This is a genomic window from Leisingera sp. M523, assembly GCF_025141335.1.
Classification (GTDB): domain Bacteria; phylum Pseudomonadota; class Alphaproteobacteria; order Rhodobacterales; family Rhodobacteraceae; genus Leisingera.
Map to the genome: position 1 here is coordinate 2,322,858 of NZ_CP081036.1, position 20,551 is coordinate 2,343,408.

At 61.8% G+C, this 20,551-nt stretch carries 22 protein-coding genes; 1 reads left to right on the forward strand and 21 read right to left on the reverse strand.

Features of this window, described 5'->3' with window-relative positions; translation table 11 throughout:
- Nucleotides 1-2: 2 nt before the first annotated feature.
- From K3557_RS11455 to K3557_RS11540, 18 genes are all read right to left on the reverse strand, one after another.
- Nucleotides 3-389: a hypothetical protein gene (locus K3557_RS11455; RefSeq protein ID WP_027258424.1), complete on the reverse strand. Its 387-nt coding sequence runs from the start codon at nt 387-389 to the stop codon at nt 3-5.
- Entirely contained in the window at nt 386-2,416 is a 2,031-nt protein-coding gene (gene nuoG / locus K3557_RS11460; RefSeq protein WP_259993962.1) for an NADH-quinone oxidoreductase subunit NuoG, read from the reverse strand. The genes K3557_RS11455 and nuoG overlap by 4 nt, the downstream gene beginning before the upstream one ends.
- Before the next feature lie 3 nt (nt 2,417-2,419).
- Nucleotides 2,420-2,824, reverse strand: a complete 405-nt coding sequence (locus K3557_RS11465; protein WP_134829540.1) for a DUF5333 domain-containing protein — start codon at nt 2,822-2,824, stop codon at nt 2,420-2,422.
- A 101-nt stretch (nt 2,825-2,925) separates the two neighbouring features.
- Nucleotides 2,926-3,291 (reverse strand): hypothetical protein, encoded by a 366-nt coding sequence (locus K3557_RS11470; protein ID WP_259993964.1) that lies wholly within the window; start codon nt 3,289-3,291, stop codon nt 2,926-2,928.
- On the reverse strand, nt 3,288-3,704 hold the full coding sequence (locus tag K3557_RS11475; protein ID WP_259993965.1) for an MAPEG family protein: 417 nt from the start codon (nt 3,702-3,704) through the stop codon (nt 3,288-3,290). The genes K3557_RS11470 and K3557_RS11475 overlap by 4 nt, the downstream gene beginning before the upstream one ends.
- A gap of 3 nt (nt 3,705-3,707) precedes the next feature.
- Nucleotides 3,708-5,006 carry an NADH-quinone oxidoreductase subunit NuoF gene (nuoF, locus tag K3557_RS11480; protein ID WP_259993966.1) on the reverse strand — a complete coding sequence of 433 codons (1,299 nt, stop codon included), beginning with the start codon at nt 5,004-5,006 and terminating at the stop codon, nt 3,708-3,710.
- 6 nt (nt 5,007-5,012) lie between these two features.
- Nucleotides 5,013-5,252: a DUF5337 domain-containing protein gene (locus K3557_RS11485; RefSeq protein ID WP_129371398.1), complete on the reverse strand. Its 240-nt coding sequence runs from the start codon at nt 5,250-5,252 to the stop codon at nt 5,013-5,015.
- A gap of 44 nt (nt 5,253-5,296) precedes the next feature.
- Nucleotides 5,297-6,484: an NADH-quinone oxidoreductase subunit E gene (locus K3557_RS11490; RefSeq protein WP_259993967.1), complete on the reverse strand. Its 1,188-nt coding sequence runs from the start codon at nt 6,482-6,484 to the stop codon at nt 5,297-5,299.
- Nucleotides 6,485-6,566: 82 nt separating this feature from the next.
- Entirely contained in the window at nt 6,567-7,790 is a 1,224-nt protein-coding gene (locus K3557_RS11495) for an NADH-quinone oxidoreductase subunit D (RefSeq protein WP_205879963.1), read from the reverse strand.
- 145 nt (nt 7,791-7,935) lie between these two features.
- Entirely contained in the window at nt 7,936-8,544 is a 609-nt protein-coding gene (locus K3557_RS11500; RefSeq protein WP_259993968.1) for an NADH-quinone oxidoreductase subunit C, read from the reverse strand.
- A gap of 15 nt (nt 8,545-8,559) precedes the next feature.
- Nucleotides 8,560-9,093, reverse strand: a complete 534-nt coding sequence (locus K3557_RS11505) for an NADH-quinone oxidoreductase subunit B family protein (protein WP_027258414.1) — start codon at nt 9,091-9,093, stop codon at nt 8,560-8,562.
- Entirely contained in the window at nt 9,084-9,449 is a 366-nt protein-coding gene (locus K3557_RS11510; RefSeq protein WP_024090668.1) for an NADH-quinone oxidoreductase subunit A, read from the reverse strand. Before K3557_RS11510 ends, K3557_RS11505 begins: the two co-directional genes overlap by 10 nt.
- Nucleotides 9,450-9,684: 235 nt before the next feature.
- Nucleotides 9,685-10,467 (reverse strand): crotonase/enoyl-CoA hydratase family protein, encoded by a 783-nt coding sequence (locus K3557_RS11515; protein WP_259993969.1) that lies wholly within the window; start codon nt 10,465-10,467, stop codon nt 9,685-9,687.
- 19 nt (nt 10,468-10,486) lie between these two features.
- A complete protein-coding gene (locus tag K3557_RS11520; RefSeq protein WP_259993972.1) occupies nt 10,487-11,344 on the reverse strand; it encodes a hydroxymethylglutaryl-CoA lyase in 858 nt (285 codons plus the stop codon).
- 66 nt (nt 11,345-11,410) lie between these two features.
- Nucleotides 11,411-13,348 carry an acetyl/propionyl/methylcrotonyl-CoA carboxylase subunit alpha gene (locus K3557_RS11525; RefSeq protein ID WP_259993974.1) on the reverse strand — a complete coding sequence of 646 codons (1,938 nt, stop codon included), beginning with the start codon at nt 13,346-13,348 and terminating at the stop codon, nt 11,411-11,413.
- A 9-nt stretch (nt 13,349-13,357) separates the two neighbouring features.
- On the reverse strand, nt 13,358-14,962 hold the full coding sequence (locus tag K3557_RS11530) for a carboxyl transferase domain-containing protein (protein WP_259993975.1): 1,605 nt from the start codon (nt 14,960-14,962) through the stop codon (nt 13,358-13,360).
- Between the two features lie 100 nt (nt 14,963-15,062).
- Nucleotides 15,063-15,566: a hypothetical protein gene (locus K3557_RS11535; protein ID WP_259993978.1), complete on the reverse strand. Its 504-nt coding sequence runs from the start codon at nt 15,564-15,566 to the stop codon at nt 15,063-15,065.
- Complete coding sequence (locus tag K3557_RS11540) at nt 15,563-17,092, reverse strand: AMP-binding protein (RefSeq protein WP_259993981.1); 1,530 nt, start codon at nt 17,090-17,092, stop codon at nt 15,563-15,565. The genes K3557_RS11535 and K3557_RS11540 overlap by 4 nt, the downstream gene beginning before the upstream one ends.
- Before the next feature lie 149 nt (nt 17,093-17,241).
- Here K3557_RS11540 and K3557_RS11545 point away from each other — a divergent pair, with 149 nt between their 5' ends.
- Nucleotides 17,242-17,847, forward strand: coding sequence for an OmpW family protein (locus tag K3557_RS11545; protein WP_259993983.1), 606 nt, complete (start codon nt 17,242-17,244; stop codon nt 17,845-17,847).
- Between the two features lie 60 nt (nt 17,848-17,907).
- On the opposite strand, the gene K3557_RS11550 is transcribed toward K3557_RS11545, so the two are convergent.
- From K3557_RS11550 to K3557_RS11560, 3 genes are all read right to left on the reverse strand, one after another.
- Nucleotides 17,908-18,408, reverse strand: coding sequence for a lysozyme inhibitor LprI family protein (locus K3557_RS11550; RefSeq protein ID WP_259993984.1), 501 nt, complete (start codon nt 18,406-18,408; stop codon nt 17,908-17,910).
- Complete coding sequence (locus tag K3557_RS11555) at nt 18,408-19,568, reverse strand: isovaleryl-CoA dehydrogenase (protein WP_134829532.1); 1,161 nt, start codon at nt 19,566-19,568, stop codon at nt 18,408-18,410. Before K3557_RS11555 ends, K3557_RS11550 begins: the two co-directional genes overlap by 1 nt.
- Before the next feature lie 156 nt (nt 19,569-19,724).
- Nucleotides 19,725-20,399, reverse strand: coding sequence for a DUF1236 domain-containing protein (locus K3557_RS11560; RefSeq protein WP_259993985.1), 675 nt, complete (start codon nt 20,397-20,399; stop codon nt 19,725-19,727).
- Between the last annotated feature and the right edge of the window lie 152 nt (nt 20,400-20,551).

The following is a 20,551-nucleotide window of genomic DNA, read 5'->3' on the forward strand; positions in this document are numbered from 1 at the left end:
CCTCACACCGTCGGTATTCCGTTTGCCGCGCAATCCGCAACCACGACTTCAGCGTCAATGGTGCGCAACCCGCGCGGCAGAGAGGGCGAAATCAGATAGACCGCATCAGCGGTCCGGCTGCCCCCTGCCTGTTTCATTGTTGTGCGCACATGGCGCGCAAACCCGTAATCCCGGATCAGCGCATATTGCGCGGCGGCACATTCCGCATAGTTGTCGAGGTCTTCCTGCACGGTCGCACCGCGCATGGAGACGTGAAATTGCACCAGATCGCCCTCCAGCAGGCTGGTTTCCACCCCTTCATAGATCGGGGCGGGCCGCTCGCCTTCGCTGCCGGGCGCCATTGCGCAGGCGGCCAGCAGGAAGGGCGTTATGAGGGCAAAGCGGATCATTCGGCAGCCAATTTCCCGGTTTCGCGGGCTTTCACACCCGCCGACAGTTCCGCCATCAGCTGGGAGGCACGGGCAATCGGGTTGGTCAGGTAGAAGTCCTTGATCGCGGGCAGGAAGTCCGCCTTGCCAAGCTTGTCCAGCTCCAGCGCGTCGCCTGTTTTCTCAGCCACTTCGTCAATCCTGGCCAGATGCGGCACCTCAGCCACCAGCGCTTGGCGCAGCTGCGCCAGCGAGTCATAGCCCAGCTTGGCGTCAACTTCGGCGCTGAGGGCGCGCAGGATGGCCCAGTTTTCCTTGGCTTCACCCGGTGCGAACGCGGCACGCATCGCCAGCTGCGGACGGCCTTCGGTGTTTACGAACAACCCGTTTTCTTCGGTATAGGCAGCGCCCGGCAGGATCACGTCAGCGCGATGTGCGCCGCGGTCGCCATGGGAGCCCTGATAGATCACAAAGGCGCCCCCGCTTTCAGATCCGTCGATTTCGACCTCATCCGCGCCTAAGTTATAGATCACTTCGGCGCCGTCGATGGCTGCTTCCATGCCGCCTTCGGTGACGGCCCCCACATCCATTGCCCCCACACGGGACGCAGCGGTGTGAAGGATCAGCAGCTTGCCGTTGGTGCGTTCGGCCGCATGCATAGCGTGAGCCAGAACGGCAAGCCCGTCCGCTTCACGCAAAGCGCCGGCACCCACGACAATTACCGAAGGTTTTTCCAGGATTTCAGTGAATTCGTGCTTTTCCAGACCGGCAAGCGCGTCGCGCCCTGCCCCCATCTGAAACACGTCATAGGTCAGATCCGCCGGCTGGCCGATATTGCCGATCTTCGCACCATTCAGCCAGGCCTTGCGGATGCGCGCATTCAGCACCGGGGCTTCATCACGCGGGTTGGTGCCGACCAACAGAATGTATTCGGCGCTGTCGATGTCTTCGATGGCCGCGGTGCCGGCATAACCCGCCCGGTTGCCAATGGGCAGGCGGGCGTTGTCGGTACGGCATTCCACTTTGCCGCCCAGACCTTCGACCAGCTGTTTCAGCGCAAAGGCGGCCTCAACCGGGGCCAGATCGCCGATCAGACCGGCAACTTTCTTGCCCTTCATAGCATTAGCTGCGGCATTCAGCGCCTCTGCCCAGGTGGCGGACTTCAGCTTGCCATCGACACGCACATAGGGACGGTCCAGGCGCTGGCGGCGCAAGCCATCCCAGACAAAGCGGGTCTTGTCGCTGATCCATTCCTCGTTCACGCCGTCATGGTTGCGCGGCAGGATCCGCATCACTTCGCGGCCTTTGGTGTCAACGCGGATGTTCGATCCCAGCGCGTCCATCACGTCGATGGTTTCGGTCTTGGTCAGCTCCCAAGGCCGTGCGGTGAAGGCATAAGGCTTCGAGGTCAGCGCGCCGACCGGGCAAAGGTCGATGATATTGCCCTGCAGGTTCGATTGCAGCGTCTGGTTCAGGTAGGAGGTGATCTCTGCATCCTCACCGCGCCCGGTCTGGCCCATCTGGGTGATGCCGGCCACTTCGGATGTAAAACGCACGCAGCGGGTGCAGCTGATGCAGCGGGTCATAGCGGTACCGACCAGCGGGCCAAGGTCCAGATCATCCACCGCGCGCTTGGCTTCCTTGAAGCGGCTGGCAGAGATGCCATAGGCCATCGCCTGGTCCTGCAGGTCGCATTCGCCACCCTGATCGCAGATCGGGCAGTCCAGCGGATGGTTGATCAGCATGAATTCCATCACGCCTTCGCGGGCTTTCTTGACCATCGGCGAGTTGGTCTTCACCTGCGGCGCCTGTCCTTCCGGCCCGGGGCGCAGATCGCGCACCTGCATCGCGCAGGACGCGGCCGGCTTCGGCGGGCCGCCGACAACTTCAACAAGGCACATGCGGCAGTTGCCCGCAATCGACAGGCGCTCGTGGTAGCAGAAGCGCGGGATCTCGACACCGGCCTCCTCACAGGCCTGGATCAGGGTCATTGCCCCTTCCACCTCGATCTCGGTTCCGTCAATGTTGATCTTGCGGAGGTCAGACATGGTCTATTTCGCCCTCAGTAACACGCCGATCGCGCTGTTCTTTTCGATTTCTGCGCGGCCATAGGCGCAGAAGGTTTCCGGTTGTTCGTAAAAGACGCCGTTTTGCGCCAGCAGGCGCTCGCCTTTAGCACGCATACGGGCCTTTTCAGCATCCGAGTCGATGTAGGCCCGGATTTCCGTGTCCGTGTACCCCAGCTCATTCGCCCGCGCTTTGAGCCTGCGCAACTCGCCCAGCCCCTTGAAGTAGCGCGGCGCAAGGCGGTCGCAGTGGTCCGAGACCTCCTTGGCCATGGCCACCGCAAACAGGGGGTCTTCGATTTCGGCGACATCGCGCAGCGACGGTTTGGCCAGCGCCGAAACCGGCAGGGCCACAAAGGCAGACAGGGCAACAGCAATCAGGGCACGCATGGCAAAGAACTCCTTCAGTTTGAAGCTCCCACTGCTCAAGCGCGCGGCGCTGCTATTCAATAGCAGCCGGGCCGGCCAGCCCTGATATGCCGGAAATCCGCTCACGGTGTGCAGGTTCCCTGGAATACGGCCTTACCGTCGGTCAGTGTCAGCTGCGTATCCTGATCGGCAGGGTCCACCGCCCAATCGATTTTGGAGGAGCCATAGTTCACAACGCAATAGGTGGTCCCGGCGTGGGCCGCAGCTGCGCGCGCACCTGTGACAGAGCGGTCGGCGCCCTTGATTTCGATGGAGAAATCGGCGCGGTTCACCTTCTTGTCCAAAGGCTTGGCCTTGGCCTTGAAGGGGATGCCGTCATACAGCTCGCGGTTCTTGTTGGTGGTTGAGGAACCGCAGGCCGTGACCAGCGCCGCAACTGCCAAACAGGCCACCGGCAGGGCCATCCGGTATGTCGTTAGAATGCTCAAAATACTGCCACCAAAGTCAAAATTGCCAGGCCGCCCATACAGGACCAGCCAATCACGTAGAAAATCGAGCGCAACCCGCCATGCGGTTTGCCGCTGCCGCGCAGATGGATAAGGATCATGATCAGCCGCGCCACCAGCACCAATGAGGCCAGCAGGTTCACCCAGAACGGCGCCGCGCCCGCCAGTATCGCGGCCAAAGTCACCGCCAGGAAGGCCGGCAGGGTTTCGCAGCCATTCAGATAGGCCCGGTTCAGACGGTAAGCCTTTTCGGCATAGTCCTCCTGCGGCGTGGCGCCAGGCGCAAGGCCTGCCTTCTGCTTGGCCAGCGCCGAAAACGGCGACAGCGCCAGGATGATCAGGGTAAAGATCACCAGCGCGGCCAGAGCGTGGGAATATGCGTCGAAGGATTCCATTGGTTACTCCGCCGCCATCGCGCCCATGCGGCCCGTTTTCTGAGCCTTGATACGGTCTTCGATTTCCTCGCGGAAGTTCTTGATCAGACCCTGGATCGGCCAGGCCGCCGCGTCGCCAAGGGCGCAGATGGTGTGGCCTTCGACCTGTTTGGTCACGTCCCAAAGCATGTCGATCTCTTCCAGCTCGGCCTCGCCCTTCACTAGGCGGTCCATCACGCGCATCATCCAGCCGGTGCCCTCGCGGCACGGGGTGCACTGGCCGCAGCTTTCGTGTTTGTAGAACTTGGCCAGGCGCCAGATCGCCTTGATAATGTCCGTCTGCTTGTCCATCACAATGACCGCCGCGGTGCCAAGGCCGGACCCCAGTTCGCCACGCAGGTAATCAAAGTCCATGAGTGCGTCGCGCATGTTCTCGCCGCGCACGCAAGGCACCGAGGAGCCGCCGGGGATCACCGCCAGCAGGTTGTCCCAGCCGCCGCGGATGCCGCCGCAATGCTTTTCGATCAGTTCCTCGAAACCAATCGACATTGCCTCTTCAACCACACAGGGGTTTTTCACATGACCGGAGATCGCAAACAGCTTGGTGCCTGCGTTGTTCTGGCGGCCGAAGCCTGCGAACCAATCGGCACCGCGGCGCAGGATAGTCGGCACAACGGCAATGGATTCGACGTTGTTCACCGTGGTCGGGCAGCCGTAAAGACCTGCACCTGCCGGGAACGGCGGCTTCATCCGGGGCATGCCCTTCTTGCCTTCAAGGCTTTCAATCAGGGCGGTTTCCTCGCCGCAGATATAGGCCCCTGCCCCGTGGTGCAGGAAGACATCGAAATCCCAGCCAGAGCCGGCCGCGTTCCTGCCCAAGAGGCCCTGATCATAGCATTCGTCGATCGCGGCCTGCAGCGCCTCGCGCTCGCGGATATATTCGCCGCGCAGGTAGATGTAGCAGGTATGCGCGTTCATCGCGAAGGACGCTATCAGTGCGCCCTCGATCAGCGTGTGCGGATCATGGCGCATGATTTCCCGGTCTTTGCAGGTGCCTGGCTCGGATTCATCCGCGTTGATCACCAGAAAGGCCGGCCGGCCATCGCTTTCCTTGGGCATGAAGGACCACTTCAGGCCGGTCGGGAAACCCGCGCCGCCGCGGCCGCGCAGGCCGCTGTCTTTCATGGTCTGAATAATCCAGTCGCGGCCCTTCTCAACGATGCCGGCGGTGCCATCCCAATGGCCGCGCGCCTTGGCGCCCGCCAGGTTACGCTCGTGCATCCCGTAAAGGTTGGTAAAGATCCGGTCCTGATCCTTCAGCATGTGTGCCTACCTTTGGTTTTCTTGTTCATTGGCCCGGCGCATGCGCCAGAGTTGAAATATGTTGACCAGGGCATAGATCATGCCCGCCAGCGCGGCGAAGTCGAACAGCAAGGCATAACGCCCCGGCAGCCCCAGCATGGGGCCGATGAACAGCGACACGGCGATCCACAGCAAAATGGTCCCGGCAATCACCAATGCGATATGCCGGCCCTTTGCTGCGATGGCTTGGTCCTGTTCCTTGCTCATCTGTTCCCTATCACCAAGGCACGGCCCCCTCGGGCCGATCCCGATTAGTCTTCTTTGTCGTCGTAGATGTGCTCTTCTTTGGCACGCTTGGCGAATTCGGTCTCGTCGCCTACTTGCAGACGCTTGGCCTGCTCGATCCAGCCGTCCCGCTCGATCCGGCCCTTGAACTTGAGCCGTGCATCAACCCAAGCCACCTCGGCCTCAGTCCAGTCGGCAATCTGGTCGAAATGGAAGAACCCCAGCTCGTTCAGGGTCTGCTCCAGCTTGGGGCCAACCCCTTTGAGCAGTTTCAGATCATCCGCCAGGCCGCCGCGGGCTTCCTTCAGGATTTCCGGCTGGGTTTCCTCGGGCTGGCTGTCCGCCCCAGGTTTTGCCGCCGCGCCTTCCGGAGAGGAAGGCTCAGCCGCGTCCGATTTTTTGGGAGCCGCCTTGGCAGCTTCTTCTGCCTGTTTCGCGGCAGGTTTGGGCGCTTCCGGTGCTTTGGGCGGCGCATCTGCCGCGGCCCGGCCGGCCACAACACCGTCCTTGCCGACCCAAGGGGTCAGCAGCGGCACCTCATCCCCCTGGATACGCTTGACGCCGTCCTTGATGTCCATCGCCAGCTGCGCACTTGCATTGTACTGGGTCTTGCCGCTGTCAAAGTCAGTCAGCGAGGTGAGGCCCGATTCCGGCTCAGCGGCGTAACGGCCGTTCTGAGGGCCCGGCGTCACCATCTTGCCTGCGGCCAGATCGTCCAGCAGCCGGGTAAAGCTCTCGACGGTAAGGTCCTCGTAATAGTCCTTGCCGATCTGGGCCATCGGGGCGTTGGTGCAGGCGCCAAGGCATTCGACCTCTTCCCAGGAAAACTTGCCGTCCGCCGACAGGGTGTGCGGCTTTGCAGCGATTTTTTCCTTGCAGACCGCAACCAGGTCTTCGGCCCCGCAAATCATGCAGGACGTAGTGCCGCAAATCTGGATATTGGCAACAGACCCTGTGGGTTGCATCTGGAACATGAAGTAGAAAGAGGTGACTTCCAGCACCCGGATATAAGCCATGCCCAGCATATCGGCGATGGCCTCAATAGCGGGCTTGGTGACCCAGCCTTCCTGCTCCTGCGCGCGCCACAAGAGCGGAATAACCGCCGAGGCCTGGCGGCCCTCAGGGTATTTGGTGATCTGCGCTTCAGCCCAGGCCTGATTGGCCGGAGTGAAGGCAAAGCTGTCGGGTTGTTCATGGTGGAGACGGCGCAGCATCAGATCACCTTTTGGTGGGTGTTGCCCGCGCGGATGCCTCCGGCGGGAGTATTTTTAGAAAGATGAAACAGGGCGGGCAGGCTCACCGGTCGATCTCCCCGAACACGACGTCCATAGTGCCGATGATGGCGGCGACGTCGGCCAGCTGGTGGCCGCCGGCCACGTGGTCCATCGCCTGCAGGTGCAAGAAGCCCGGCGCGCGGATCTTGGAGCGGTAGGGTTTATTGGACCCGTCCGCCACCAGATAGACGCCAAACTCGCCCTTGGGTGCCTCGACAGCGGCATAAACCTCGCCTGCGGGGACGTGAAAGCCTTCGGTGTAAAGCTTGAAGTGGTGGATCAGGCTTTCCATCGAGGTCTTCATATCGCCGCGCTTGGGCGGGGACAGCTTGCCGCGGGCTATCACGTCGCCGGTGGCTTCGCGCAGTTTGACAATTGCCTGACGGATGATCGAAGTCGATTGGCGCATCTCTTCCATGCGGCACAGGTAGCGGTCGTAGCAGTCGCCGTTCTTGCCGACGGGGATCTGGAACTCAAACTCGTCATAGCATTCATAGGGCTGCGCGCGGCGCAGGTCCCAAGCAAGGCCGGAACCGCGCACCATGACCCCGGAGAAGCCGTATTGCTGAATTTCTTCCTCGGTCACCACGCCAATGTCGCAGTTGCGCTGTTTGAAGATACGGTTTTCGGTCAAAAGGCCGTCGATGTCGTCCAGAACCTTGGGGAATTCCAGCGCCCAGAGGTCGATATCGTCCAGCAGATCGTCCGGAATGTCCTGATGCACGCCGCCAGGGCGGAAATAGGCCGCGTGCAAGCGCGCACCGCAAGCGCGCTCGTAGAACACCATCAGCTTTTCACGCTCTTCAAAGCCCCACAGCGGCGGGGTCAGCGCGCCAACATCCATTGCCTGCGTGGTGACGTTCAGAAGGTGGTTCAGAACACGGCCGATTTCCGAATAGAGCACCCGGATCAGCTGGCCGCGGCGGGGAACCTCGACACCGGTCAGTTTTTCGATGGCCAGGCACCAGGCATGTTCCTGGTTCATCGGCGCAACGTAATCAAGGCGGTCGAAATACGGCAGGTTCTGCAGGTAGGTGCGGCTTTCCATCAGCTTTTCGGTGCCGCGATGCAGCAGGCCGATATGCGGATCGCAGCGCTCGACAATCTCGCCGTCGAGTTCGAGGACCAGACGCAAAACCCCGTGCGCCGCAGGGTGCTGCGGGCCGAAGTTGATGTTGAAGTTGCGGATCTTCTGCTCACCGCTCAGCGCGTCAACGCTGCCGTCGTCAAATTTGGAGCCGTCCATCATTTCGCCCCCCTATTTATTTTGGGCTGCGAAACTACACAAAATGTGTAGTCAGAGGTTTTTTTAAAAAAGGGAATAGCCGCGCTCAGCATCATTGCACAGCCCGTCAGCAAGGTTCCCATTTCGGCCAGAGGTTCAAACCACATCAGTTTGCGCCCTCCTTCTTCTCGTCACCGGGCAGGATGTATTCAGCACCTTCCCACGGGGACATGAAATCAAACTGGCGGTATTCCTGCACCAGCTTCACCGGCTCATAGACCACGCGCTTTTGCGCCTCGTCATAGCGTACTTCGGTATAGCCGGTGGTCGGGAAATCCTTGCGCAGCGGGTAGCCGCGGAAGCCATAGTCGGTCAGGATCCGGCGCAGGTCCGGGTGGCCGGAGAACAGGATGCCGAACATGTCGTAGACTTCCCGCTCAAACCAGTTGGCCGAAGGGTGCACATCGACGATCGAGGGCACCATTTCATCTTCGCGCACAGCGGCGCGCAGGCGGATCCGCTGGTTCCGGTACATCGACAGGAAGTGGTAGACCACATCGAACCGCTTAGCGCGTTCCGGGTAGTCCACCGCGGTGATGTCCACCAAGGAGGAGAACTTGCAGTTCTGATCCGACTTCAGGAACTCCACCAGGCCGGCGATATTCGAGGGCGTCACGTCAATGTTCAGCTCACCAAAGGACACGTCCCAGGCGACAACGCAATCGGGGCGTTTGGCTTCGATCTGCGCGCCGAGTTCATTCAGGGCTTCAGTCATCTGCTCTCTCCCGCCTTAGCGAACAAGGGTGCCGGTGCGGCGGATTTTACGCTGCAGCTGCATCAGGCCATACAGCAGCGCCTCAGCTGTCGGCGGGCAGCCGGGCACATAGACATCAACCGGCACAACCCGGTCGCAGCCGCGCACCACGGAATAGCTGTAATGGTAATAGCCGCCGCCATTGGCGCAGGACCCCATCGAAATCACATAGCGCGGCTCTGGCATCTGATCGTAGACCTTGCGCAGGGCCGGCGCCATCTTGTTGGTGAGGGTGCCCGCTACGATCATCACGTCCGACTGGCGCGGCGAAGCGCGCGGTGCGATGCCAAACCGCTCGGCATCATAGCGCGGCATCGAGGTGTGCATCATTTCCACAGCACAGCAGGCCAGACCAAAGGTCATCCAGTGCAGCGAGCCGGTGCGCGCCCAGTTGATGATGTCTTCTGCCGAGGTGAGCAGGAAACCCTTGTCCTGCAACTCAGCGTTCAGGGCCTGGGTGACAACTTCCTTGTCCACACCCGCGGTGTTGGCTCCGGTCATCACTGCCATTCCAGCGCCCCTTTCTTCCATTCATAGGCAAAGCCGATGGTCAGCACGCCCAGGAACACCATCATCGACCAGAAACCAGTGTCGCTGATGTCCTTGAAACCGACGGCCCAGGGAAACAGGAATGCGATTTCCAGGTCAAAAATGATGAAGAGAATCGACACCAGATAGAACCGGACGTCGAATTTCATACGGGCATCATCAAAGGCATTGAAGCCGCACTCATAGGCGCTGACCTTTTCCGGGTCCGGGTTGCGGACTGCCAGCACAACGGCTGCCAGGATAAGGACAATGCCCAACCCTGCCGCAACGGCCAGGAAAACCAGGATCGGCAGGTATTCCCTCAACATCTCTTCCAAGAGCAGCTCCTTTTCCCGGCGGTTTCCCGCGCGACGTCAATTGGCGTGTTGATTTGCCTCGTGCATACCCCCCCGCCCCCACAGCGTCAACTAAAGCAAGGTTAATCTACAAGGGTTTGTGACAGGAAAAAGCACAGCCGCAACATGCACGTAATTCCTTAGTTATTTCATAAGGAAAGCGGCCGCGGGCGAAACCGCGGCCGCCATCAAAACATGACTCATTTTTACCGGTATTTCAGCCTTGCCAGGCAGGTTTGCGCTTTTCAAAGAATGCGCTGATGCCCTCCTGCGCCTCGTCGCCTTCCCAGCGCGCCACCAGCGCCTTGATTGTATGGTCAATCACAGCGTCATCAAGTTGCGGCCCCAGGTCGCGGGCCAGCTTTTTGGCGGCGGCGACTGCGCCGGGTGCGCAGTTCAGATAAGGTGCGACCTCCGCCTCGACTGCCTCCGCCAGCTGATCTGCGGGCACGGCTTTGGCCAGCAGCCCCAGCTCAACCGCCTCTGCCGCGCCGAACAGGCGGGCCGACATGAAGACACGCCGCGCTTTGGCCTCGCCCATGCGGGCAATGACATAAGGGCCGATGGTGGCGGGAATCAGTCCCAGTCTGGTCTCGGTCAGCCCCATCTTCAGATGGTCTGCGCCGATGGCAACATCACAGACCGAGGCCATTCCAACACCGCCGCCAAAGGCATTGCCTTGCACCGCGCCGATCACCGGCTTAGCCAGAGTGTTAAGCGCCATCAGCATCTCTGCCAGCACCCGCGCCTCGCGGCCACGGGTTCCGGCGTCCGCATCCATCTGATCCCGCATCCAACCCAAATCGCCACCGGCGCAAAAACTCTTGCCTGCGCCGGTCAGCACCACGACACGGACGGTCTCGTCTTCGTTCAGCCGCCGGGCCGCCAGAATCAATTCCTGCAGCATCTGACCGGACATGGCGTTGTGTTTGTCAGGGCGGTTCAGGGTAAGGGTGCAGACGCCACGGGCGTCAGTGTCCAGGGTGATTGTCTCAAACATCTTGCTTCTCCGCTGAATTCTATTGCAGGCCGCGCATCGAACGGGCCAGGGCCGCAGCCTTTTCCAGCACATTACCGTCCAGCCCCGTGTCATAGCCCAACCCGGTCAGGCGCTTGTGCACCGCTTCCGTCGCCACGTTGCCCGCAGCCCCCGGCGCGTAAGGACAGCCGCCCAAACCGCCCACGGCAGCATCAAACACCCGCACGCCCTGCGCCAGCGAGGCCTCGATATTGTCCAACGCCCGGCCCGCAGTGTCGTGGTAATGCCCCGCAAGCCTGGCCGCAGGAACCCGAGCGGTGACGGCGCTCAGCATCGCGGTGATCGCCTCCGGAGTACCCTGCCCGATGGTGTCGCCCAGCGAGATCTCATAGCAACCGAGGGCGTACAACCGTTCGACCACCTCCGCCACTTTCTCCGGCGGCGTTGCTCCGTCATAAGGGCAGTCGGTCACGCAGGACACATAGCCCCGCACCGGCAGCCCGTTCTCCTTGGCAGCCTCCAAGATGGGCAGAAAACGTGTGATGCTTTCCTCGATTGTGGCGTTGATATTGGCCTTGGAGAACCCTTCGGAGGCGGAGGCAAAGACCGCGATTTCATCCGCCTTGGCAGCTACAGCATCCTCGTAACCGCGCATATTGGGCGTCAGTGCTGCATACCGCACGCCGGGCGCGCGGGTGATGCCCGCCAGCACCTGGGCGCTGCCCGCCATCTGCGGCACCCATTTCGGCGACACAAAGCTCGCCACCTCAATCCGCGAAAATCCGGCGCGGCTCAGGCAGTTTGTCAACGCGACTTTCTCCGCCACGGGGATTTCACGCTTTTCATTCTGCAGCCCGTCGCGCGGACCGACTTCGAAAATTTCGACACGCTCAGCCATTGCCGGGCCTCCTGCTTCTTTCTGGTCTTAAATACCCAATTCCGGACAGCTGCCGCAGGCGCACGGTCAGCCGCCTTCCTCCTCCAGCCGCACCAGCGCCGCGCCGGCCTCGACCTGGTCGCCAGCGGCGGCAAGCACCTCAGCCACCACACCGTCGCGCGCGGCCAGCAGCGAATGCTCCATCTTCATCGCCTCCAGAATAGCCAGCCTGTCGCCCTCTGCCACCGGCTGGCCGGCTTTGGCAAATACAGCTTTGACCAGCCCCGGCATCGGCGCCTCAACCACATTGCTGTCGCCGCCTGCAGCCGCATCACGATCCAGCGGATCCACAACGGCAAATTCCAGGCCGTAGGCGTCAAACACCGTGATCAGCGGGCCGGCCTGCGAGGTTACAGGCATCCGGCGCCCGTCAATGCGCCAATGGCCCTGGCTGCGCTCGGCCAGCACGGTTTCACCATTCACCGACCACAGCTGCCGGTCCGGCCCGTCCACCTGCACGTCAGCTGTGAACTCCTCCTCCAAATGGCTGAGCGTAACAGCGCGGTGCAGCGGCGCCCAAAGCGTGAAACCGGTCTCCGGCGCGGCGTCCACCAGGCCAAGTGCCACCATACCAGCGGCCGCTTTGTGGCGCAGCTCAGTCTTTGGCGCAGCCACCAATGCCTCCAGATCACGGGCGATCAGGCCGGTGTCCACGTCGCCCTGCGCAAACCCTTCGTGCGCTGCCAGCGCGCCGAGGAAAGCAAGGTTGGTGACGGTGCCGCCCACCTGGGTTTCTTCCAGCGCACGGGCCAAACGGGACAGCGCCACCTTACGGGTGGAGCCATGCACGATCACCTTGGCAATCATCGGATCATACCAGGGGCTGATGGCGTCGCCTGCCCGCACGCCGCTGTCGGCGCGGCATTCGGCCGGGAAAGACAAATGGGTCAGCGTGCCGGTGGCCGGAAGAAAGCCCTTAGGCACGTCTTCCGCATAAAGCCGCGCTTCAAACGCGTGGCCGGTGATCGTCAGATCTTCCTGCCGCGCAGGCAGGCGCTCACCTGAGGCGACCCGCAACTGCCACTCCACCAGATCGACACCGGTGATCAGTTCGGTCACCGGATGCTCCACCTGCAGGCGGGTGTTCATTTCCATGAACCAGAAGCCGTCGGTGCGCAGCCCGTCCGAGCCATCGACGATGAATTCGACGGTGCCTGCCCCCCTGTAGCCGATCGCCTCTGCCGCGCGCACGCCGGCCCGCCCCATTGCTTGGCGCATCTCAGCCGTCATGCCCGGTGCGGGGGCTTCCTCGATCACTTTCTGGTGGCGGCGTTGCAGCGAACAGTCGCGTTCAAACAGATGCACCGCATGGGTGCCATCGCCAAAGACCTGCACCTCGATATGACGCGGCTGCTGAATGTATTTCTCGATCAGCACATCCGGATTTCCGAAGGCCGTGGTGGCCTCACCCTGGGCGCTGTTCAGGGCATCTGCGAACTCCGCCGGCTTCTCGACCAGCCGCATGCCCTTGCCGCCGCCGCCGGCCACGGCTTTGATCAGCACCGGATACCCGATCTTGCCTGCTTCTTCCTGCAGGAAGCCCGCATCCTGGTTGGCACCGTGATAGCCCGGCACCACCGGCACGCCGGCCTCTTCCATCAGCACCTTGGCGGCGTCTTTGAGGCCCATCTTGCGGATCGCGTCTGCGGACGGGCCGATGAAGGTGAGGCCCGCGGCCTCCACCGCCTCGACGAATTTCGGGTTTTCCGAAAGGAAGCCATAACCGGGGTGGATCGCCTGGGCGCCGGTCTCCTTGGCCACGCGGATAATTTCCGCACCGCGCAGATAGCTGTCCGCAGGCGCCGGGCCGCCGATATGCACGGCCTCATCCGCCAGCGACACATGTTTGGCGGCCGCATCGGCGTCTGAATAGACGGCCACGGTCCGCACTCCCATGGCGCGGGCACTTTCCATCACGCGGCAGGCAATCTCTCCGCGGTTGGCAATCAGAATCTTGTCAAACATGGGAGGTCCTCACATCCGGAACACGCCGAAGCGTGTGTCTTCAATCGGGGCATTCAGCGCGGCGCTAAGCGACAGCGCCAGCACATCGCGGCTTTTGCGCGGGTCGATGATGCCGTCGTCCCAGAGACGTGCAGAGGCATAAAGCGGATGGCTCTGCTCCTCGAACATCTCAATGGTGGGGCGTTTGAAGTCGGCTTCTTCCTCCGTGCTCCAGCTGCCGCCCTGGCGTTCGATGGCGTCGCGCTTGACCGTTGCCAGCACGCCTGCCGCCTGCTCGCCGCCCATCACAGAGATGCGGGAGTTGGGCCAGGACCACAGGAACCGCGGCTGGTAAGCCCGGCCTGACATGCCGTAATTGCCCGCTCCAAAGGAGCCGCCGACCAGCATCGTCACCTTCGGCACATTGGTTGTGGCAACTGCCGTCACCATTTTGGCGCCATGGCGGGCGATGCCTTCGTTTTCGTATTTGCGGCCAACCATGAAACCGGTGATATTCTGCAGGAAAACCAGCGGGATCTTGCGCTGGCTGCACAGTTCCACAAAATGCGCGCCCTTCTGGGCGGCTTCCGAGAACAGCACGCCGTTGTTGGCGATGATGCCTACAGGGCAACCTTTAACATGGGCAAAACCAGTGACAAGAGTTTCGCCGAAACGCGGCTTGAATTCGTCAAAACGGGAGCCGTCCACCAGCCGCGCGATTACCTCGCGGATGTCATACGGCGTGCGCAGGTCGCCGGGCACCACGCCGAGGATTTCCTCGGGGTCATAGGCGGGTTCCTCGGGGCTGGCCCAGTTCACCGTCAGCGGCTTGGTGATATTCAGCGATTGCACCGCACGTCGTGCCAGCGCCAGCGCGTGGGCATCGTCTTCTGCCAGGTAATCGGCCACGCCGGACAGGCGGGTGTGCACGTCGCCGCCGCCCAGATCTTCGGCGCTTACGACCTCCCCCGTCGCGGCCTTCACCAGCGGCGGGCCTGCGAGGAAAATGGTCCCTTGCTCTTTCACGATGATGGTCACGTCGGACATCGCCGGAACATAAGCGCCACCTGCGGTGCAGGAGCCCATGACCACCGCAATCTGCGCAATGCCCTTGGCCGACATCCGCGCCTGATTGTAGAAGATCCGCCCGAAATGGTCGCGGTCGGGGAAGACCTCATCCTGTTGCGGCAGGTTGGCACCGCCGCTGTCCACCAGATAGATGCAGGGGAGACGGTTTTCCTCGGCAATTTCCTGCGCCCGCAGGTGTTTCTTCACCGTCATTGGGAAATAGGTGCCGCCCTTCACTGTGGCGTCATTGCAGACCACCATGACCTCTTGCCCGTGAACGCGGCCGATACCCGCCACGACCCCAGCACCGGGGGCGGCCCCGTCATACATGGCATGGGCCGCAGTGGCGCCGATCTCCAGAAACGGAGAGCCAGGGTCGAGCAGGTTCGCCACGCGGCGGCGCGGCAGCATCTTGCCGCGGCCTTCGTGGCGGGCACGGGATTTCTCGCCGCCGCCCATGCGCGCGGCCTCTGCCGCCTCGCTGATCTGCCCGAGCGCGCTCAGATGCGCCTCGCGGTTCTGTTTGAAGCCGTCCGAGGAGGGCATCGCCTTGGATGTGAGTTTCATGTCCACTCTCCCGTTATAGGGGTTAGGCTGAATCCCGTTAAACGGGAAATTTCTTTCATTCTGGTTGGGGCAACGCACGCCGGGTATGCAACACCTTGCGTCATTGGCTTGCCTCCCCGGTCATATCTTCACTGCGCATCAAAACTCTTAGTTTGAGCCATTCTGAAAGTGCCTCCGAGTAGCGGCACGCTACTTCGGAAGGCGGATTTGGGTCCGAAATCTTGGTACAATCGGGAGCGTCACCCATAGCAGGCATGGGCAGGGACAGACCTGCAGGCCCGTTGCCATCAAGAACACTTTTGTCGAAGCCGGGCATCTGGCTAACGATGCGCGCTCCATCCGCCTCCAACCACGCAGCGGCGCTATCAGCACAGTGCTGCAAAGCCTTCATTTCTTGGCTTAGGTTACACATGCGGACGGCCTGCGAGACGCATTGGGTGTCCATGGGCACCGCAAAGCCAACATCGGGGACAAATCCAGAGCAAGCGCTTAGAAAACCGGCGATATCAAATTGAGACAGTTCATCGCCGGCCACAGCAGGCGATGCCGCGCTGCCTAGAGCACAGGCCATGGCAGTGACCACGAAATGAATTGATAGTTTCATCTTTGCACCTCCCCTGCCGCCCGTGCCTTCAATTCCTTGCGGATCACCTTGCCGGTCACGGTCATCGGCAGTGCGCCCACGAACGCGACCTCCCGCGGGTAGGAATAATGCGCAAGGCGGTCCTTTACGTAGTGCTGAAGCTCCTGTCCTGACGCCTCCGCCCCCGGTTTCAGCACCACATAGGCTTTGACGATCTCGGTGCGCAGGCTGTCGGGCTTGCCGACCACGCCAACCGTCGCCACTGCCGGGTGGGTCATCAAGCAATCCTCGATCTCTGCCGGACCGATGCGGTAGCCGCCGGAGGTAATCACGTCATCCTCGCGGCCTACAAAGCGAAGATAATCCCTTTCCCAGATGCCGCGGTCGCCGGTTACCAGCCAGTCGCCGCGGAACTTCTCGGCAGTTTCCACAGGCCGGTTCCAGTATTCCAACAGCATCGAGGCCGAGCCGCGGCGGATGGCGACGTCGCCCTCTCCGTCCGTGGGGTTTCCGTCCGCGTCAATCACCGCCAGCTCATGCCCCGGCACCGGTTTGCCAATGCAGCCCGGACGCGGGTCAAAATCCACTGCGCAGGAGGAGGCAACCATGTTGCACTCGGTCTGGCCGTAGAATTCATTAATCGTTACGCCCAGGTCCCGCCGGCCCCAGGCGAGCATTTCCGCGCCCAGGGGCTCTCCGCCGCTGGCAACCGAGCGCAAGGCCCGAAGCCCCTGCCCGGCGGCCTTGAGCATTCTCAAGGCAGTTGGCGGGAAGAAGATATTGCGCACGCCGGCCGTTTCGATCAGATCTGCGCAGGCCTCGGGGGTGAACTTATCCAGCCGTGCCGCCACCACCGGCACGCCCAGCGCCAAGCCCGGCATCAGAACGTCGAACAATCCGCCAATCCAGGCCCAGTCGGCAGGCGTCCACAGGCAGTCGCCCGGCTGGCCCAGGTGGTCATGGCTGATCGAAACGCCCGGCAAATGGCCGGTCAGCACCCGGTGGCCGTGCAGCGCGCCCTTTGGGCTGCCGGTGGTGCCGGAGGTGTATATCAGCACCGCGGGGGTTTCAGGTGCGGTATCGGCAAAAGCAACCGGCGGGCCGTCTATTCCAGCGGTGTCTGCCATCACCGCTTCGGCCAGATCGCCGAGCAGCTCCGCGCCTTCCTGGTCTGTGAAGACAAAGCGCACACCAGCATCGCCAGCGCGGGAGGCCAGCGCGTCGCGTTTGAACAGCTTGAACAGCGGCACCGAGATGCCGCCCGCCTTCCAGATGGCCAGATGCGCTGCAGCACACCATGGCGACTGGCTCAGCAGCACGCCGACGCGGTCGCCCGGCTGGATGCGGGTCAGCAGGTAGCGAGCCAGGCCATCCACCATCCCGGACAGCGCACCATAAGAAAAGCTGCGGCGCGCAGGGCCGGTCATATCGATCAGCGCCACAGCCTCAGCAGGATGCGACAGGCATTGGGCGGCCATGTTCAGCCGCTCCGGCAGGTCCCAGCTGCCATCGGCGCGCAGCCCGGGAATGTTACAAAAATCATGCATATTTAGACATTCCAGAAACGCATAGCTGATATGCATTTTTTCCCTGCGTTTTCAAAGGCAAAGCAAGGGTCTCCTTGATTCAGATCAGGGTTTCCACCCGCTTCCGGGTGCACCACGGCGGAGTAATCACAAGAAAAGGGACGCACCCCATGAAACGCATGGTTTCCGCTTTGGCATTGACCTCTGCCCTGGCCGCACTGACCGGCCCCGCGCTGGCCCAACAGCATGGCGACTGGACCGTTGGCGTCGGCATCGCCAACGTGAACCCGAAATCCGGCAACGGCACCCTTGCCGGCATGGCCGCTGATATCGACGACGGCACCGCGCTGTCGCTGACAGTCGAATACTTCTTCCGCGACAACTGGGGTGTCGAACTGCTGGCGGCTTCGCCGTTCGAGCATGATGTCACTCTGGCCGGTGCCGGCTATGCCGCCTCCGCCAAGCAGCTGCCGCCGACCATCTCGGTCAACTACCATTTCCCGACCCAGGGCAAGATCAAGCCGTTTGTCGGCCTGGGCCTGAACTACACCACTTTCTTTGAAGAAAGCTCGCCGCTTGGTGTGATCGAAATGGACGACAGCTTTGGCGTGGCGCTCAATGCCGGCGCGGACTGGCAGATCTCCGACCGCGGTGCGGTACGTTTCAATGTCCGCTACATCGACATCGAAAGCGACGTTACCCTGAACGGAGCCGCAATCGGCACCGCCGAGATCGACCCGGTTGTCCTGAACATTGCTTACGTGCACCGCTTCTGATCCTTTGCATCCCTATGCTGGCGGGCCAATGCGCGTCCGCCAGCGTCTGTTTCCGGCCTGCTATTCGCCGAGCCAGGCATCTTCCAGATAGAGCGCCTGCTCTCCGGTCAGCCGCATCAGGCAGCTGAGCGTGGCCGGGCCGCCGCCAGTGCCGCCGCCCCATTGCGACCTTTCGAATTCACAGGTGGCGTCGCGATAGCTGATCCAGGCCCGCTGCATGCTGCGGAGCGGTGGCGCTGTCTTTGGTGCGGCAGAACCAAGCTCCTCCATTTCGGCATCCATTTCTTCCGCCTTGGCCCGCAAAGACTTGTAGGCGCGGTTCAGCCGGTGATCCCAGTAGCTGCGCTCGCCATCCAGGCATCCCATCATACCAACGGTGGTAGAGCCATCCGGCGTCGCCCCCATGCAGTGCTGTGCCGAGGTGCCCACGCAGCTGTGCTTTGCGTCCTGATTGACCGCTCCCGCGACGCAAGCATCCGTCGCACCAGAGGAGAATTGAACCTCCTGTGCCATGACGGACGTGCCTGCCATCAGCAGAGCAAACGGCAGAGCCGTTTTCATCACATGGTTCCCATCAGCTCGCGGCCGATCAGCATCCGGCGGATCTCTGAGGTGCCGGCACCGATTTCCATTAGCTTGGCATCGCGGAAAATACGGCCAACCGGGTTGTCGGACAGGTAGCCGGCACCGCCAAAGGCCTGCACCGCCTGATGCGCCTGGGTCATCGCCACTTCGGACGCGTAAAGGCAGCAGGCCGCCGCGTCCTGGCGTGTCACCGTGCCCTTGTCGCAGGACTTGGCCACCTCATAGACATAAGCCCGCGCCGAGTTCATCGCAGTGTACATATCGGCGATTTTGGCCTGCATCAGCTGGAAGTTCCCGATCGGCTGGCCGAACTGCTTGCGCTCGGCCATATAGGGCATCATTTCATCCATGCAGGAGGCCATGATGCCGGTGCCGATGCCTGCCAGCACCACGCGTTCATAGTCCAGGCCGGACATCAGCACACGCACGCCCTTGCCCTCCTCGCCGAGAATGTTTTCAAACGGGACTTCCACGTCTTCAAACACCAGCTCAGCCGTGTTGGAGCCGCGCATGCCCAGTTTGTCGAAATGCTTGGAGGTGGAAAAGCCCTTCATCTCTTTTTCGATCAGGAAGGCCGTCATGCCTTTGGAACCGGCGTCAGGATCGGTTTTGGCATAGACCACCAGGGTGTCGGCATCCGGACCGTTGGTGATCCAGTATTTGTTGCCGTTCAGGCGGAAGTGATCGTTGCGCTTTTCCGCCCGCAGCGACATTGAAACGACGTCGGATCCCGCACCTGCTTCGGACATCGCCAGCGCGCCGACATGCTCACCCGAGATCAGCCGCGGCAGATACTTGGCCTTTTGCTCGGCGTTGCCGTTCAGCTTGATCTGATTGACGCAGAGATTGGAATGCGCGCCATAAGACAGCGAAACAGAAGCGCTGGCGCGCGCGATTTCCTCGACTGCAACGGTATGGGCCAGATAAGACATGCCGGCACCGCCGAACTCCTCCGGCACGGTGATCCCCAAAAGGCCAAGCTCGCCCATCTCTTTCCAAAGCTCCGCAGGAAACGCGTTACTCTGGTCGATCTCCTGCGCCATCGGCCTGACACGGTCCTGCGCCCAGCGGTGAATTACGTCGCGCAGTGCATTCACGTCATCGCCAAGGTCAAAAGTCATGCTTGCATTGAACATCCCGCGGGACCTCCCGGTTAGAGTCGATTATATGAACAGTTGTTCAATTCAATAGACGAGGCCTCGATTCGGGTCAATCATGTTCCGTGTCGGCGCCGCAAACAGCACCGGGCGGCCCCGCCAGGGACCGCCCGCAAATAGCCGCTTTGGATTGGATCAGCGGACCACGTAAACCACTGTGCGGTCGTCCGCCTCAACCAGCACAGGCAGGCCGTTCAGGTAGACATAGCGGTAATTGGTGTCCGGAACCTCGGTCAGCTGGACCTCTTCCGGGATCATGACGCCTGTCACCACCTCGCCCTGCACGTAAACCGGCTCGGTGGCATTGCTGCGCACATAGGTCACCACCTTCTCGTCCGGCACCGCAGCCTCACCCGCGAGTGAGCCCGCAATGGCCCCTGCGACAATGCCTGCCGGGCCTGCAATCAGGCCGCCGGTGATGGCGCCGCCGACAGCACCCAGCGCAGCATCGTCTTCGCCGGTTTCAGTGCTGGTGTACGTGACGGTGTTGAATTTGACCGGGTTGTCCTTGGCAACAACCGGCACATACTTGTCGGCCAGAGTGGTGGTCAGGTATTCGCCGTAAGCCCAGCCGTCCGCGCCATCATATGCAACCTTGCACCAATTGCTTTCCTCAAGGCAGCCCTCAAGATCAACCGAGCCATCGGCAGAGATGACGCCAATGATTTCGTGCTGCGGCCCCGGGCCTGCGCGCAGGTTCAGGTCGGTCACAGCCTGCACTTGGGCGCCGGCCCAGACCGGTGCGGCCAGCAGGGCCAGAGCGGACGCGGTCAGGGCAGGAGCGGTCAGGGTGCGGTTGGACATGAACATTGTGTTCTCCTCGATATCATTTCTGTCTGAGGGCGCGTTTTTGCGCCGTTGTGCTGAGACAACGTCCGCTTGTTCAAAAAGGTTCCCCGGATCGTTTTGCCGATTGCGCGCGTTGGTTTAGCAGTAACCGGACAGACCGGCACAAATCAGAT